The sequence below is a fragment of the Streptomyces olivoverticillatus genome, assembly GCF_014203555.1.
GTDB classification, from domain to species: Bacteria; Actinomycetota; Actinomycetes; order Streptomycetales; family Streptomycetaceae; genus Streptomyces; species Streptomyces olivoverticillatus.
Genome location: NZ_JACHJH010000004.1, coordinates 341,384 through 357,081 on the forward strand (window position 1 = coordinate 341,384; position 15,698 = coordinate 357,081).

The 15,698-nt window shown below is 72.8% G+C and carries 14 protein-coding genes; 5 read left to right on the forward strand and 9 right to left on the reverse strand.

The window, feature by feature from the left end:
* Positions 1–14 precede the first annotated feature (14 nt).
* The 6 genes from efeB to FHS39_RS15750 form a co-directional block, all read right to left on the reverse strand.
* Entirely contained in the window at positions 15–1,268 is a 1,254-nt protein-coding gene (gene efeB / locus FHS39_RS15725) for an iron uptake transporter deferrochelatase/peroxidase subunit (protein ID WP_184349968.1), read from the reverse strand.
* A gap of 16 nt (positions 1,269–1,284) precedes the next feature.
* Entirely contained in the window at positions 1,285–3,177 is a 1,893-nt protein-coding gene (locus FHS39_RS15730) for a copper resistance CopC/CopD family protein (protein WP_184349969.1), read from the reverse strand.
* A 9-nt stretch (positions 3,178–3,186) separates the two neighbouring features.
* A complete protein-coding gene (locus FHS39_RS15735) occupies positions 3,187–3,678 on the reverse strand; it encodes a copper chaperone PCu(A)C (protein WP_246470271.1) in 492 nt (163 codons plus the stop codon).
* Positions 3,678–4,331 carry an SCO family protein gene (locus FHS39_RS15740; RefSeq protein WP_184349970.1) on the reverse strand — a complete coding sequence of 218 codons (654 nt, stop codon included), beginning with the start codon at positions 4,329–4,331 and terminating at the stop codon, positions 3,678–3,680. The genes FHS39_RS15735 and FHS39_RS15740 overlap by 1 nt, the downstream gene beginning before the upstream one ends.
* Before the next feature lie 127 nt (positions 4,332–4,458).
* Positions 4,459–5,190, reverse strand: a complete 732-nt coding sequence (locus FHS39_RS15745; RefSeq protein ID WP_184349971.1) for a YcnI family copper-binding membrane protein — start codon at positions 5,188–5,190, stop codon at positions 4,459–4,461.
* A gap of 100 nt (positions 5,191–5,290) precedes the next feature.
* The gene (locus FHS39_RS15750; RefSeq protein WP_184349972.1) at positions 5,291–6,109 is read right to left on the reverse strand and encodes a hypothetical protein; all 819 of its coding nucleotides are present in this window, start codon (positions 6,107–6,109) and stop codon (positions 5,291–5,293) included.
* A 250-nt stretch (positions 6,110–6,359) separates the two neighbouring features.
* Between FHS39_RS15750 and FHS39_RS15755 the strand changes: the two genes are divergently transcribed.
* The 3 genes from FHS39_RS15755 to dmpI all read left to right on the forward strand — a co-directional run bounded on the left by FHS39_RS15755 (position 6,360) and on the right by dmpI (position 8,097).
* Entirely contained in the window at positions 6,360–6,839 is a 480-nt protein-coding gene (locus FHS39_RS15755) for an ATP-binding protein (RefSeq protein ID WP_184349973.1), read from the forward strand.
* 66 nt (positions 6,840–6,905) lie between these two features.
* Positions 6,906–7,799: a LysR substrate-binding domain-containing protein gene (locus FHS39_RS15760; RefSeq protein ID WP_184349974.1), complete on the forward strand. Its 894-nt coding sequence runs from the start codon at positions 6,906–6,908 to the stop codon at positions 7,797–7,799.
* Between the two features lie 115 nt (positions 7,800–7,914).
* The gene (gene dmpI / locus FHS39_RS15765; protein ID WP_184349975.1) at positions 7,915–8,097 is read left to right on the forward strand and encodes a 4-oxalocrotonate tautomerase DmpI; all 183 of its coding nucleotides are present in this window, start codon (positions 7,915–7,917) and stop codon (positions 8,095–8,097) included.
* A gap of 120 nt (positions 8,098–8,217) precedes the next feature.
* Here the strand turns inward: dmpI and FHS39_RS15770 are convergent, their stop codons facing one another.
* Together FHS39_RS15770 and FHS39_RS15775 are read right to left on the reverse strand one after the other, a co-directional pair.
* The gene (locus FHS39_RS15770; protein ID WP_184349976.1) at positions 8,218–9,675 is read right to left on the reverse strand and encodes an aminopeptidase P N-terminal domain-containing protein; all 1,458 of its coding nucleotides are present in this window, start codon (positions 9,673–9,675) and stop codon (positions 8,218–8,220) included.
* Positions 9,676–9,841: 166 nt separating this feature from the next.
* Positions 9,842–11,302, reverse strand: coding sequence for a PP2C family protein-serine/threonine phosphatase (locus FHS39_RS15775; protein ID WP_184349977.1), 1,461 nt, complete (start codon positions 11,300–11,302; stop codon positions 9,842–9,844).
* Positions 11,303–12,255: 953 nt separating this feature from the next.
* On the opposite strand from FHS39_RS15775, the gene FHS39_RS15780 reads away from it, so the two are divergent.
* The gene (locus FHS39_RS15780) at positions 12,256–13,005 is read left to right on the forward strand and encodes a bifunctional DNA primase/polymerase (protein ID WP_184349978.1); all 750 of its coding nucleotides are present in this window, start codon (positions 12,256–12,258) and stop codon (positions 13,003–13,005) included.
* 481 nt (positions 13,006–13,486) lie between these two features.
* Positions 13,487–14,065: a hypothetical protein gene (locus tag FHS39_RS15785; protein WP_184349979.1), complete on the forward strand. Its 579-nt coding sequence runs from the start codon at positions 13,487–13,489 to the stop codon at positions 14,063–14,065.
* A 558-nt stretch (positions 14,066–14,623) separates the two neighbouring features.
* Here FHS39_RS15785 and FHS39_RS15790 read toward each other — a convergent pair.
* Entirely contained in the window at positions 14,624–15,592 is a 969-nt protein-coding gene (locus tag FHS39_RS15790; RefSeq protein ID WP_184349980.1) for a DUF5926 family protein, read from the reverse strand.
* Between the last annotated feature and the right edge of the window lie 106 nt (positions 15,593–15,698).

Here is a 15,698-nt window from a genome sequence, read left to right on the forward strand (position 1 = left end):
GTGCCTGCCCGCTCTCACCCCTCCAGCAGCCGCTGTCCCACGTACTCGCCCTCGGCACAGCCGCCCGGGACGGCGAAGAGGCCGCTCGATTCGTGGCGCAGGAAGCGGGAGAGGCCGTCGCCCCGGTCCAGCTTCCGCTGCACCGGGACGAAGCCCTTGAGCGGGTCGGCCTGCCAGGCGATGAACAGCAGCCCCGCGTCCGGTGCGCCGTCGTCGAGGAAGCCGTCGTGGTACGAGAACGCCCGGCGCAGCATCGCGGCGCCCTGGTTGGATGCCGGTGCCGCCACCCGTACGTGTGCGTCACCCGCGATCGCCAGTGCCCCGTCCGGTCCCACCTTGTCGAGGTCGACCGGCGTCGTCTCCGTACCGCCGGACAGCGGCGCGCCGTCGGACTTGCGGCGGCCGATCACCTTCTCCTGGCGCTCCAGCGCGAGGTTGTCCCAGCTGTCGAGCAGCATCCGGATGCGCCGCACGACCGCGTACGAGCCGCCCGCCATCCAGGCGTCCGCGCCCTTGTGGCCGTCCGGAACGAAGACCCGCTCGTCAAAGTTGGCGTCCGTGGGCTTCGGGTTGTTCGTGCCGTCCATCTGGCCCATCAGATTGCGGGCGGTCTTCGGCCGCTCGGTCGCGCCGGGCGCCCGGTTGAAGCCGTTCATCTGCCAGCGCACCCGTGCCGCGCCCGCGGCCTGCTTCTGCAGCACCCGCAGCGCATGGAAGGCGACGAGGGCGTCGTCGGCACCGATCTGCACCCACAGGTCGCCGTCGCTGCGCTTGGCGTCCAGTGCGTCCCCGGTGAAGGCGGGCAGCGGATCCAGCGCCGTGGGGCGCTTGTCGGCCAGCCCGGTCCGGTCGAAGAAGCCGTGGCCGAAGCCGAAGGTGACGGTGAGGGAGGCGGGCCCGGCGTCCAGCGCTATGCCGGTGTCGTCTCCCTTGGGCGCCTGGCCCGCCATCAGCTCCGCCGCCGTCGCCGACCAGCGTCGCAGCAGAGCGGCTGCCGCCTTGCGGTCGGCGCCCGGCGCGAGGTCGAAGGCGGCCAGGTGCCCGTGCGCCTGCGCGGGTTGGACGATGCCCGCCTGGTGGGTGCCGTGGAAGGCCACCGAGGCCGAGCCGACGCCGGTCAGGGGCGCCTGCCGGTCGCGTACGGCTTGGTCGCCGAAGGCGCCGGCCGCGCTGCCCGCGACGAGTCCGGCCGCGCCCGCGGCACCGGCGGTGCCCAGCAGCCGCCGCCGGGAGATGAGGTGAGCTTGATCGGTTGTGCTGTCAGCCATCAGTCGTTCTTCACCATCAGTTGATCTTCACGTTCTTGGTCTCGGTGACCTGGTCGATGTCCGAGGTCCGCACGGTCAGGAAGAGCTGCCACTCGCCCGCCATGGGCAGCCGCAGAGCGGCGTCCTGCCAGCGCCCGGTGGCAAGCCGCTTGAGCGTGGCGCGCAGCGGCCCGATCTGCTTGTCCTTCTCGGTGAAGGAGACGGTCAGTTCGGGCACGTCCACCGGCCGCCCGGAGGCGTCCGCCAGGCTCACGTCGAGGGTATTGGCGCCGGAGCGCGCGGGGGCGACGGTGATCCGGGCCGTGCCGCGCCCGTTCGCACCGCCGGTGTCGTACGGGATCTGCAGCTGCGCCGGAGGTGTGGTGTCCGGTGTCGTGGCCGTGGTGCCGCTGCCGGCCGCGGCCTGTTCCTGCGCGGCCTCGGCGCGGCCGGGCTGGGTGCCGGAGAGCACGGTGGTGACCGCGAGGAGCACGACGGCGACGGCGCTCTCGGCGAGCACCGAGCGGCGCAGCCCCGTGCGGGGCGCGTCCGCGTCGCGCTCCCGCTTCCCGGCGGCCTTGGCGAGCGCGGCCCGCTGCCGGGCGAGCTGGGCGGCTCGTACGGATCCGGGCTCGCCGTCCGCGCCCACGGATGCGCCCGCGCGGACCTTGGCGGCCTTCTTCGTCTCGGTGCGGTCGGCGAGTTGCCCCGTCCAGCGCCGCGAGAAGAAGGCGAGGCCCACCATGACGGCGGCCAGCGCGACCTTGACCAGCAGCCAGCGCCCGTACTCCGTGCCCGTCAGGGCGGACCAGGTGCCGACCTGACGCCAGGCCTGGTACAGGCCGGTCGCCACCAGCAGGCACACCGAGGCGAACGCCAGCCGTGAGAAGCGCTGCGCCTCCGCCCGGCGCACGGGCTCGCCCGCCCACAGGGTGGCCAGCAGTGCGGCCAGCCCGCCCAGCCAGACGGCCACGCCCAGCAGATGCGCCACGTCGACCGGCATCGCGAGCCACGGCTGGATGCCGGCCGACGCGTGCTCGGCCATCGCCCACGTCGCCGCGAGCCCGCCCGCGACGACGGTGCCGCCGATGGCGAGCCCGTACGCCAGGTCCCGGCGGTTGCCTGTGGCAGTACTACTGTCGTCGCCTTCGCGTACGTACGAGCCGAACAGCACCGCCAGGAAGACCGCCGCGGCGCTCAGCAGCAGCAGCCGTGACAGCAGGGCAGCGCCCGGCTTGGTCGACAGCACGTCGCCCAGCAGCGACAGGTCGAGGACGGAACCCATCCCCTTGCCGCTGGTGTAGGCACCGCGCAGCAGCAACAGCGCGCCGGTCGAGACGAACAGGGTGACCCAGCCGCCGACCGCGACCCGCTGCACCGGCCGCGAGGAGCGGCACACGCCCGCGAAGACGCAGCCGCCGACGAGCAGGATGAAGCCGCCGTACGCCGCGTACCGGCCGATGCCGTAGAAGGCGCCGACGGCCGGATCGGTCACCGTGGCCGCCGAGCCCACCGAGACGGTGGTCTTCGACGGTGCGCCGATGGAGAAGGTGAAGGCCCCGGCCACCGGGTGGCTGTCCGCGGAGACCGCCTGCCACGCCACCGTGTAGGTGCCGTTGCCGGCTCCCGCGCGCAGGGCGACGGCCGCCGTGTCGGACTTGCCGTCCACGTGCGCGGGCTTGCCCTCGTCGACGCGCTTGCCCTGCGGATCCAGGACCCGCACGGAGTCGGCGCTCAGCAGCACGCCCTCCGAGAAGGTGAGCTTGATCTGCTGTGGCGCCGAGGGCACCACGGAGCCGTCGCGCGGGTCGGTGGCGGTGAGCGCGGCGTGCGCGGAGGCGGTGCCCGCGCCGAGCGTCAGCGCACACAGCAGCGCGGCGAGCAGGGTGCCGAGCAGCGAGAGCGCCTGCCGGGTGGTCGGGGTCCTCATCTCACTGTCCTAGTCCTCGGGACGGTAGGCCGTGGTCTCGACCGGCACCTGGATCTTGATGGGTGCCGAGGTGGCGAAGTGCAGGGTGAATTCGACCTTCTCGCCGACGCCCGGCTTGTGGTCGAGCTTGCCGAGCATCAGGTGCGTGCCGCCGCGCGACAGCGAGAGCTTGCCCTTGGCGGGCACCTCCAGCGTCTGGGCGTGCTTCATCTGCGTGCCCTCGGTGGTGTGCATGGTGACGTCGGACGAGAGCGGGGTGGTGACCTCGGTGAGCCGGTCGGCCTTGCCTCCGTCGTTGGTGACGGTGAAGTAGGCGGCGGCCATGTCGGCCATCGGGGGCTGGGGGAGGTAGGCACCGCTGACGGACAGCTCGGGCTTGCCGGCAGACAAGGAGTCCTTCTCCGACTGGCAGCCGGTGACCAGCAGCAGCCCGCCCGCGAGCAGCAGCGGAAGGGCGGCGGCGGTGGCGACGGTGGCCTTGCTCATCTTCTTGGGGCGCATCACGGGTTCTCCCCCTTGACGATCTTCGGGAGATCCTTGGCGTACTGGTCGGAGGTGGTGGACGCGGTGTAGATCCAGTGGCCGCCGTCGTCCTTCGGCGAGAAGCCCACGACCTCGGCGCCGTGGCTGACGGTGACGGAGCCGTCCTTCTCCTTCTTGGGCTTCTCCACCAGGATGCCGAGCGGCTTGGCCGCCGCCTCGATGGTGTCGAAGTCGCCGGTCAGGCCGACGATGTCCTGGCCGCCCTGCGCGTCGAGCCACTGGCGCATCCGCTTGGGGGTGTCGCGCTCGGGGTCGGTGGTGACGAAGACGACCTGCAGCTTCTCCTGGTCGGCCTTGGGCAGTTTCTTCTCGGCGGCGGCGATGTCGGAGACGACCGTCGAGCAGACGTCGGGGCAGTAGGTGTAGCCGAAGTAGAGCAGGACCGGCCGGCCCTTGGTCTCCTTGACCAGCTCGTACTTCTTCTCGGAGGTGTCGGTCAGGACCAGGTCCGGCTTGGCCTTGGGGGAGTCGAGGGTGATCGCTCCGGCCTTCTTCGGCTCGGCGGACACATCGGCGGCGGGCTTGTCGGAGCCGGAGTCCGAGCCGCCGCAGGCGGTCAGGGTGAGCGCGGCGGCCGCGGCCAGGGCCGCGCCCAGGATCTTGGTGCGCATGGAGTGCGTCTCCAGGGGTGGGTCAGTGGTGCACGGTCCGGCGGGCGATACGGGCGCCCGCCGGACCGGACTTACTGTGCTGCATCGGTGTGTGAGCGCGTCAGTACTACTGCCGCACGACGGCCTCTCAGGCGGCGTTGCGGCGGCGGCCCGCCACCACGCCGAAGACGGCGCCGGCCACGCCGACGACGATGCCGGCGACACCGAGGACGCGGGCGGTGGTGTCGGAGGAGTCGCCTCCCTTGTCAGAGGCGGCGGCCTCGGACGAGCTGCCCTTGTCGTCGTGGTGGTCATCGCCCTGGGCGCCCGCGGCGCCGCCCTTGGCGACGAGCTTGAGCACCGGGGCCGGGTGCTCGGGCTCCGCGCCGCCAGGCTTGGACGGGTCGATCCAGCGCACGACGTCGTCGTCGGAGTACGTCTGCAGCGCCTTGAAGACCAGCTCGTCGGTGTCGGTGGGCAGCTGGCCGACCGACAGCGGGAACTGCTGGAACTGGCCGGGCTCGATCTTGCCGCCGCTCCAGGTGACCTTGCTGACGGCCTCGTTGATCGTCTTGCCGTGCATCTGCAGCGGCTTGTCGAGCTTGGTCTTCTCGACCTTCACGTCCCAGCCCGGCACGGCCTGCGGCATGACGGAGGTGAGCGGGTGCTTGGGGTCGAGGTCCACCTCGACCTTGACCGTCGACGCGTTGTCCTTCTCGTTCGGCACCTTGATGGAGACGGTGCTGTAGCCGCCCTTCTCGGCGGTGCCCGGGTTCACGGTCACGTGCGCGAAGGCGGGGCCGGCGAGCAGTAGCACGCCGCCCACGGCGAGGCCGCCGACGACGGAGGTACGGGCGGCACGGAGACGAGATGCGTTCATGGGAAACACTCCACAGGCAGGAGGATCGACGGGGGGTTCACGCGCGCGTGCGGCAGCGGCACGAGCGCCCTCCCCACTGCGGTGGAAGTGCGTCGCGTCGTCAGGCCGCGAGGTCGAAGCGCGGCGGGCCCCGCCTGATCACGAAGTGCTTGAGCGCCGGCTCCCTGGCCGGGCGTTCGTCGCGCCCGCGCATGCGCCGCCGGGGCAGACGGAGCGGCTGCGCGGGCGCGGGTATGCACATCAGCGCAAGCGCCGCGCCCAGTGTCCGTACGAACGCGGTCTCGGCCAGCTGGCACGCCGACTGCACCGAGAGCTCCACCGCGCGCCAGACGGCCGCCTCCCCGCACCGCAGCAGCCAGCCCAGGACGAGCGCCGCGAGCAGGTGCCCGAGCACCATGGGGAGCGAGGTCGGGAAGAGGTGCGCGAGGAGGTCCGTGACGCCGGAGGCCGGGCCTGCGCCGTGCGCCGGCATGGCCATCCCCGGGGGATGGCCGGCAGGGTCGAAACCGGCGTCGACGATGATGCGGCGGGCCTCGGCGTCCGCCATCGGCCGCTGGTCGCACACCAGCTGTGCCGCGAAGTCGGCCAGGCTGTTCGGCGACCCGGCCTGCGGCATGGCCCCGGACGCACCGGCGGCCTGGCCGGCCATGCCGTGCTGGCCGAGAGAGAAGAGTGCGTGCAGCGCGACCTGCCCGAAGGCCAGGCCCGCCGCTATCCCCGGCAGCGAGCGCTCCCGTCCGGCCAGCGGCACGACCACCGCGAAGACCGCCAGGAACCCCGCGCCCAGCGTCCACGGCGGCACACCCGCGCAGGACGCCAGCGCATGCCCGCCCGCGGACAGCAGAACACAGACCGCGGTGAACACCGCGGCCCGTATCAGTCGCAGATCCGCGCCGGCGCGCAGGACGGGGTGAGGCATGGCTGCGTCATCATCCCACCGGACCCACGGCTTCCGTGCGGCAGGGGTGGCGCGATCTGTCAACTTCCTTGATCATTCGCGTGTCGCCTGGTCACTGCCGTGATCCGCGGGGCAGAACGCCCCCGCAATACACCGCCGCGCCTCCTTTGCGCGTCGGCCGAATGAGCGGACTCACATGCCCGGCAGGCTTATCGCCCGCCGGCCGTGGCTATAGGTATCGGTATGTCGAGCCGCAGCCAGGAGGCTGAGCATGAGCATTTGGTGGTCACTCCACTTGCGGCGCGAAGCCGCGAGCGTTCCGCTCGCCAGGCGGCTTCTGATCGGCGCCATGGAGACGGCCGGGGTCGACCCGGAGACGTCCTACGAGCTGGCGGTCGCCCTCAGCGAGGCGTGTGCCAACGCGGTCGAGCACGGTGGTGACGCCTCCACCGGCTACCGCGTCACCGCCTTGATCGACGGCGACACCTGCCGCATCGAGGTCATCGATTCGGGACCCGGCTTCGCCGAACGCCCGCGCCGCCCCCGCCACCAGGCGCGCACGCCGTACCCCATGACCCCGGCCTCCCCGCACGAGGAGCACGGCCGGGGTCTCTTTCTGATCGAATCCCTCACCGATCACGTCCGCGTGCGCAACGGCCCGGGGCGCCGGGGCGCGGTGGTCAGCTTCGACAAGATCCTCAAGTGGAGAGAGGGCGGCCCACCGGCGGCGGCCCTGCTGCGGGCCTCCTAGGAGCTCTCAGGGCCTCTTGGGGGACACTCGGAGGTCCGAGGACACCGAGGAGAGGCTGGTCGGCCCGTGGAACTGCGTCAGCTCCGGTACTTTGTGACCGTCGCCGAGGAGCTGCACTTCGGGCGGGCCGCGGAGCGGCTGCACATCGTGCAGTCCGCCGTGAGCCAGCAAATACGGCGGCTGGAGCGGGAGCTGGGCGTCGAGTTCTTCGACCGCTCGCCACGCCACGTCCGTCTCACGCCCGCAGGGGAACGCTTCCTTCCGGAAGCCCGGTCCGTGCTCGCGGCCGAGGCGCGCGCCCGGGCGTCCGTCGCCGAGCCTCCGGAAGGCCGTACGGCCACGCTCCGGCTGGGCACCAGTACCGGCCTCGGCGACCACTTGGACCGGGTGCTGGAGGCGCTCGCCCGCCTCGCGCCTCGGCTGGCCGTCGAGCTCGTCTCCGCGCCGGCCCGGTCGAGGATGGGCCAGGTCGCGGCGGGCGGGCTCGACGCCGCGTTCGTCCGCGGGCTCGACGAGCATCCGGGGGTCCGCCTGATCCCCGTGTGGCAGGACCAGTTGGTCGTGGCGCTGCCCGCCCGGCACCCCCTGGCCGCCGCCGATGACGTCGCCCTGAAGGACCTCGCGACGCTGCCGCTGCGCCTGACCGCCCGCCGCAACAACCCGCCCCTGGTCGACCTGGTGGTCACCGCGTGCCGGGACGCGGGCTTCGAGCCGGTGCCCGGCCCGCCGACCCACTCGCTGCAGGACACCCTTGCGGCGATCGGGGCGGGCGCCGGGATGTGGACGGTCGTCTACGCCTCGCACGCGCGCTCCCTGCTCACGCGCAGGGTGGCCTTCCTGCCGGTCCGCGGCAGCGGTCTGTCCCTTCCCGCCGTACTGGCGGTGCACCCGACGGCCCCGCCCGCCCATCTCGACCTGCTGCTCGAAGCGTGTGCGGACACCGGCGATCACCATTTGTGATCGCTGCGGTTCGCAAGTGATTCTGGTTCGCGCGGCGGGCGCGCGGTGGACTGGTGTCACGCGGTGAGCGACCCGGAAACGGCCGGGAAGCCACTGCCGAACAGGAGGCATCGCCATGCCCATCGTGACCGTCCAGCAGGGCCCCCGTACCCCCGAGCTCAAGCGCGACCTGGTCCGCCGCCTCACCGACGCGTTGGTCGACGCCTACCAGATCCCGGCCGACGCCGTGCAGGTCTGGATCCACGAGGTGCCGGCCGACAGCTGGGGCCAGGCGGGCGTGCTCACCGCCGACAAGTAGCCCGGCGGACGTGCGGGCGCGAGGAGCCGCGGCCTTCGCTGGGGAAGGGCCGCGGCTCCTTGGGCCGTGCGACTGCGCCGGCTGTACCGACTGTGCCGGCCGTGCGCTCTCGCGGGCGGGTCAGCCCTGGAGGGCCGCCATCCACGCCTCGACCTCGGCGGAGGCGCGGGGCAGACCGGCGGAGAGGTTCCGGTTGCCGTCCTCGGTGACGAGGATGTCGTCCTCGATCCGGACGCCGATGCCGCGGTAATCCTCCGGCACGGAGAGGTCGTCGGCCTGGAAGTACAGGCCGGGCTCCACGGTCAGCACCATGCCGGGCTCGAGGACGCCGTCGACGTAGGTCTCCGTACGGGCGACCGCGCAGTCGTGGACGTCCAGGCCGAGCATGTGGCCGGTGCCGTGCAGGGTCCAGCGGCGCTGCAGGCCGAGCTCCAGGACGCGCTCGACCGGGCCCTCGACCAGGCCCCACTCGACGAGCTTCTCGGCGAGCACACGCTGGGCGGCGTCGTGGAAGTCGCGGTACTTGGCGCCCGGCTTGACCGCCGCGATGCCGGCCTCCTGGGCCTCGTACACCGCGTCGTAGATCTTGCGCTGGAGCTCGGTGTACGCGCCGTTGACCGGCAGTGTGCGGGTGACGTCCGCGGTGTAGAGGGTGTGGGTCTCCACGCCGGCGTCCAGGAGCAGCAGGTCGCCGGAGCGGACCGGGCCGTCGTTGCGCACCCAGTGCAGGGTGGTGGCGTGCGGGCCGGAGGCGCAGATGGAGCCGTAGCCGATGTCGTTGCCCTCGACGCGGGCGCGCAGGAAGAACGTTCCTTCGATGTAGCGCTCGCTGGTCGCCCGGGCCTTGTCGAGGACCTTCACGACGTCCTCGAAGCCGCGGACGGTGGAGTCGACGGCCTTCTGCAGCTCGCCGATTTCAAACGCGTCCTTCACCAGGCGCTGCTCGCTGATGAAGACGCGCAGCTCCTCGTCGCGCTCGGCGGTGACCTTGTCGGTCAGGGCCGTCTCGACGCCGGCGTCGTGGCCGCGGACGGCGCGCACGGGCCCGGTGGCCTCGCGCAGGGCGTCGGTCAGCTCGCGGACGTCCTTGGCGGGCAGGCCCAGCAGCTGCTCGGCCTCGGTGAGGCTGTGGCGGCGGCCGACCCAGAGCTCGCCCTGGCCGTCGAGCCAGAACTCGCCGTTCTCGCGGTCGGAGCGGGGCAGCAGGTAGATCGTGGCCTCGTGGCCCTCGGCGCCGGTGGGCTCCAGGACGAGCACGCCGTCCTGGGTCTGGTCGCCGGTGAGGTACACGTACTCGGTGGAGGCGCGGAAGGCGTACTCGGTGTCGTTCGAGCGGGTCTTCAGATTGCCCGCGGGGATCACCAGGCGCTCGCCCGGGAACCGTGCGGAGAGCTCGGCGCGCCGGCGGGCGGTCTCCGCGGCCTGGGGTATGGGCTGCAGATCGCGGAGCTCGGTGTCGGCCCAGCCGGATTTCATGTTGTCGGCAAGCTCGTCGGAGACGGCGGGGTAGAGGCCGTTCTTCCGCTGCTTGATCGGCTCGTCACCTTCGGGGTTCTCGGGCGCGGGCTGTTCGGTCACTGGTTTTCCTCCTCGAACGGGGCCGCTTCCATCGTAGGTGCGGGGAAAACTCGTGACATACGTTCAGCACAAGATCATTCATTGCTGGGCATGGTCATTCCGGGGGCGAACAGCGGAAACCATTCCGCAGCCCCCTCCCCGGCCCTCAATCGAAGTGGGCCACCCCTCAATCGAAGTGGGCCACCAAGAGGACGACGTCTTCGCCCTCGTGCACCGGACCGCTCTCTTCCGGCAGCACCGTGCGCAGCACGTGGTCGGCGATCGCCTCGGGGTCGCGCCTGGCCGTGCGGGGCACCGTGGCGGCGGCCGAGTGGAGCCGGGCGAAGCCGCGGTCCATGGCGTCGCCGGTGCGGTGCAGCAGTCCGTCGCTGTAGAAGAGGAGCGTTTCTCCGGGTTCCGGTTCGATTTCGACGCTGGGCGCCTCCCAGCACGCGAGCATGCCCAGCGGCGCCGACAGGGACGTCTCCACGTACTCGACGCGGTCCGGGCCGATGATCAGCGGTGAGCAGTGCCCGGCCCCGGCGACGACCACCTTCCGCGCGGCGGGCTCGCAGTAGGCGAAGAGCGCGGTGGCGGCGCGGGCGGGCTCGGTGAGCCGCAGCAGCAGTTCGAGGTCGGAGAGGACGGCGACCGGATCCTCGCCTTCCATGACGGCGTACGCCCGCAGGGAGGCCCGCAGCCGGCCCATGGCCGCGACCGCACCGGGGCCGGAGCCGGTGATTCCGCCGATGGCCAGGCCCAGCGCGCCCTCGGGCAGCGGCAGCGCGTCGTACCAGTCGCCGCCGCCCTGCGGCCCGGTGCGGTGCCGGACGGCCAGGCGCACGCCGGGCACCCTCGGCAGCCGGGACGGCAGCAGCTCTTCGCGCAGGGTGGCGACGGTCTCGCGGGCGTGTTCCAGCTCGACCAGCCGGGCGAGGTGCTCGGTGGCGTAGCCGCAGTAGAGGCCGGCCAGATGGCGCTGGCGCTTGGTGGGTTCGGCGGGTTCGTCGTAGAGCCAGACGGCCGCGCCGAGGCGGCCCGCGGCCGGGGGGCCGGGGTCCGGGCCGTCGGTGGCCGTGGCGGGCGCGGACTCCAGGGGGAGGGCGTAGCTGGCCGCGTAGCCGAGCCGGGCCGCGACCTCGCGGTGGCGGGGGTCCAGCCCGTCCTCGCCGGGGATGTCGGGGTGGGCGGTGCCGGACCGGTCGCCCGCGGGCGGGAGGTCGTCGAGCAGCCGCACGTACGGGCTGTGGGTGCCGGGCTCGTGCGGGATGGTCTCGATGTGGCCGAGATCCGCGCGGCCCAGGCCGAGGCTCACGGTGCGGGGGTGGCCGAGGTTCTCGGCGGGGTGGAGGGTGACCAGGCCGCGGCTCGCGCCGACCAGGGAGGCGCCGCCGCGCAGCAGTTCGCGCAGTGCGTCGTCGAGGCCTGCGGTGCGGGCCAGGCGCTCGGTGAGCTCCTGGAGGGTGGTGAGGTCCGAGAGCCAGCCCGCGAGGCGGTCCTGCACCAGGGCGTCCGGCGAGGGCGGGGCGGCGGGGGCGGCAGGGGCGCAAGTGGCGGACGCGGTGGGCGCTGCGGGGGCGGAAGTGTGCGCGGAGGTGGGGACCGGTGGATCGATTCCGGCCACTTTCGGCAGGTGGGGGGCGCTCATGGCCGTCTGCTTCGGCCGAGGCGTGCGGCGGCGCGGCGCGGGCTCGGCAGGGGGCGGGGGCGCGGCGCTCCGCCGAACCCACTCGGCCAGCTGGTTGGCCTGTGCTTTCTGGTCAATAGCATCGCAAACCCCCTGTCGTGTTGCGCGCTATCAGTGCTCCACATGTACACGCCCCGGCAAGGGGATGTCCAGCATTGGACCAGTGGGATTGGTGGTGTCCTTGGTGGCGTCTGGGGGGATTCCAAGTTGGCCGGAAAATAGTGTCGTGGCCCTCGATTTGCGATCGACTGGCGTCGCTCCGACAACGCGTCACATCCCTTGCTGTGGGTACGTACTCGGAAGAAGGGCAGGGGCAGTTGGGGCCGTCCCGCAACCCGGCGGCGGGCCCGAGCGTCCTATTGGTCAACGGCCAAGCCCGTCCCCGAGCGGCGCGGGGCAACCCGCGCACTGGGCGAGGGGCGCACCGGCTCAGCACGAAGCGCCATACGCGCGCCACCCCCCGCCAGGTTTCACGCTCGGCCCGCGGCGTGATGCGCTGCGTTGTACGCGCAGTGGCTTGTGATCCACGTGGTGTGCCGGCCCGAGGGGCGACGGCGCGTTGAGTACCGCGCCGAGCAGTGCCCGTAGTGCCATGTAGTCCCGCAGTCCCCGTAGTCCCCGCAGGGCCATGGGGGTGGCGCAGTCCCCGTAGCACCATGGGGCCGCGCAGTCCCCCAGGACCATGGGGAGGGCGAGGGCCGTGCGAAGTGCTCCACGCGTAGTGCCGTGCAGAAGTGCCAGGCGTTAGTGCCATGCAAGTGCCGGGCGCGCCCCGTGCGTGCGTGGCGCGCAGTGCCAGTAGTGCAGTGCGAGTAGTGCAGTGCCAGTAGTTGCGACACGGTCCCTCTCCGCAGGCCCGCGGGAAGGACCCACCTTCGGCGTTCACGGACGTTCACGGAAAGGAACGAGCGCTCATGCGCGAGATCCTCGGAAGGCGACGCAAGCTCTCCCTCCGGCGTGCCGGCCGGTCCGCGGTGCTCACCGCGGCCCTGACCTACGCCACTGAATGGCAGTGGCCCGTACTCCCCGGTGTGGGCCTGCGGCCCGGCATCGGCCGCGTGCGCGAATGCGGCTGCCCCGACCCGGACTGTGTGGTTCCGGGTGCCCACCCCTTCGACCCGGGGCTGCTGGCGGCGACCACCGACGCCCGGATGGTCCGCTGGTGGTGGACCAACCGGCCCGAGGCCCCCGTGGTGCTCGCCACTGGTGGGCACGCGCCGTGCGCGGTGAGCCTGCCTGCGGTGGCCGGCGCGCGGGCGCTGGTGGCCTTCGACCGCGCGGGCGTACGGCTGGGCCCGGTGGTGGCCACCCCCACCCGCTGGTCCCTGCTCGTGGCCCCCTACTCCCTCGAAGTCCTCGGCGAGTTGCTGCACCGCCAGGACTGGGTGCCCGGTTCGCTGCGCTTCCACGGCGAGGGCGGCTATGCGGTGCTGCCGCCCTCGCCCACGGGCACCGGGCGCGTCCGCTGGGAGCGCGCACCGCGGCCCGCGGGTGCGGCCGGTGCCGGGGCGGGGCGCGGGCTGCTCGCCGCGCGGGCCGGTGCCGCCCGCAGGCTGGACGGTCTGGCGCGGCCCTGGCTGCCCGACGTGGCCTCCGTCGTCGACGTCCTGGTCGAGCAGAGCGCGGGGGCGCCGGGCGGCGGCAGCAGCAGGCTCGCCTACTAACCGGGCCGGCTGATGGGGGCTGCCTGACCGGGGTCGCCTGACTGGGGCCGCCCGGATACGGGTGCGTGGGAGCGCGTACGGACGGGAGACGCACGCGCTCTCACTCGTATGGGTGTAAGTCACTTCAAGAACCGCGTGAAACGGGCGTGCGCGGGCCCGGAGAGGCCCGCGCTGCCCGCTATGTTCGACGCAGGCTGTGTCGGGCGCCGTACGAGTGTGAGCCGTACGGAGGCGCCGCCGGCCCGGTGGAGCGCGCCCGGAGCCGCTCCGCGATCAAGCGTTTGGATCAAACACTCCGATCAACTTTCCGATCATGCAATTCGCAGCGAGTTCCAGGTGGTTCCCCATGGTGCGTGCATCCACTGTGCCCGGCGTGTCTCGGCGGCAGGGGGCGCATTTCCATAGCCCGTACGCGGGCGGGGAACAGGCCGGGGAAAGTTCTGGGGAACGCTCTGGAGATCAGCGTGGCTCGCGTCTGCGGATGGTGGCGCTGGCGAGTGCCGTGGTGCTCGCGGTCGTCCTGCCGTTCGCCGTGGCCACGGCGGGGCCCGCGGGCCCGGCGGATCCGGGCGGGGTGCCGCAGGGCCACGGGACGGCCCGGGGGCTGCTTCCGGCGGCCTTCCCGGGCGGCGCTACGGGCCGCGGGGAGGTGCCGCAGCCGTCGGCGGGTCCGGATGCCGCCGCGCCGTCCGCGTCGGAGGCCGCACCGGGTCCGTCCGGCGACCGGGCCGAGTGCGGGCCCGAACTCACTTCCCCCGAAGGCGTGGAGGCCCAGACGTGCGTCCTGGGGCAAGGGCATGACACCTGGGGCCGTACGTACTACCGCAACGCCACAGGCGGCCCGCTGACAGGCGTGCTGACCCTCATGGCGCCGGACGGCCGGACGGTCCAGGTGCGCTGCCAGATGGCGGCTTCGGACGACCCGGACGTGTGCGAGACGCCGCATGCGGCGACCGTACGGCGGCCCGGCGGGTACACGGCGGTCTCGGAGATCGCGTCGACGCAGGGGAAGCTGCTGCTCCGCTCGGGGAGCAACTCGCCGGAGGGCGAGGAGGGTTAGCTGCCCGGTGGTCGAAAGTGGCGGCTGCGGGCCGGTGATCAGAAGCGGTGTCGCGCGATCAGTGATCGCAGGCGGCGTCCGCGTGCCCGTTGATCGAAAGCGGCGCCCGTGCGCCCGGGTGATCGTAAGTGGCGGCTGCGGGCTCCGGTTCGGCGCGGCTTGCGCGCGTCCGGGCATGGAAGCGCCCGGTCGCTGGCGACGGGGGATGCACCAGCGACCGGGCTCCTAGAACGGTAACAAGAGATCCGCGGTTCGCAAATTCGATCGCGGATTTCCGGACGCCGATTTCCGGCCCGGCAGCGGGAGTTGTGACAGGAGTCACGCGATTTGACCCGGCATTGCCCGGTCGGAGGGGCCGGAAGCGCCCCGTCCGCCCGCTTAGGCGGCGCGGCTGGTTCCGGTGCCCTCCGAGCCCTTTCCGGCACCCGTGACCGTACGCATTACCTGATCGAATGCGGCCTGCCGACCGCGCCTTGATCGATTGCGTCCGGATCCATTGCTGCTGGATCCACTGCTGGACCTACTGCGCCTTGATCGACTGCGCTGGGCCGCCGGGCGTCAGTTCAAGGTCACCTGACGGCTCGTGAGGCCGCCGCGGGCGCGTCGCTCCTCGGCCGTCAGCGGCGTGTCGTCGGCCAGTGCGCCGGCCAGCCGCTCGGCGAAGGCCGCCGCGGGCTTCTCCGTGTCCTCGGCCCGCATCCCGCTCGGCAGGTCCCACACCGGCACGGTCAGCCCGTGCGCGCGGAACGACCCGACCAGGCGGGTGCCCTCGCCGAGCGAGGTGCCGCCCACGGCGTGCAGCCGGGCCAGGGCGTCCAGCAGCTGCTCCTCCGGGTGGGTCATCACCCAGCGCAGGTGGTTCTTCTCCGGGGTCTCGCACCAGTAGGCGGCGTCGAGGCCGGAGAGCCGGACGGTCGGGATGGCGGCGGCGTTGGCGCGCTCCAGGGAGGCGGCGACATCGCCGGTGACGTTCTCGGCGTTCTCCACCCAGAACTCGAAGCCCGTGTGGACGGTCGGCTCGAACGGTGTGTCGAGGTCGAGCAGGTCCTGCAGGCGCGGCCCGTCGGTCCCGGTGCGCTCGGCGGCCACCGGCGTGCCGGGCTCGGCGGTCAGGGCGCGCTGGAGGGTGTCGGCGAGGTCGCGGCTGAGGTCGCCGGTCGCCGTGTCGTTCTGCAGGCCGAGCAGCACGGCGCCGTTGTCACGGCGCAGCGCGGGCCAGGCCATGGGCAGCACGGTCGCGAGGGTCACCGACGGCACGCCCTCGGGAAGTCCGCCCTTGAGCTTGAGCTCGACGGTCGCGGCGGGCACCAGCTCGCGCAGGGCGACCCAGTCGGCCTCGCCGGGCAGCCCTTCGAAGGGGCGCTGCACGAGCTCGGCCACGGCGTGCGCGGCCTCGCGGCCGTGGCAGGCCTTGTAGCGCCGGCCCGAGCCGCAGGGGCAGGGTTCACGGGCTCCGACGACGGGGATGGGAGCATCGCCCGCCTGCGGCGTGGCGGCCTTGGTCTGAGGGCGGCGCTTCTTGGCCATGGTGTGCGGTCTCCCGATGGTGCGTCCGGCTCGTACGGGCGCGAGCCTAGCGCCCGGTGCGGCGCCGCACCGGGTACGGCGCCGCGGCCGGGCGGGCGGGGGACGG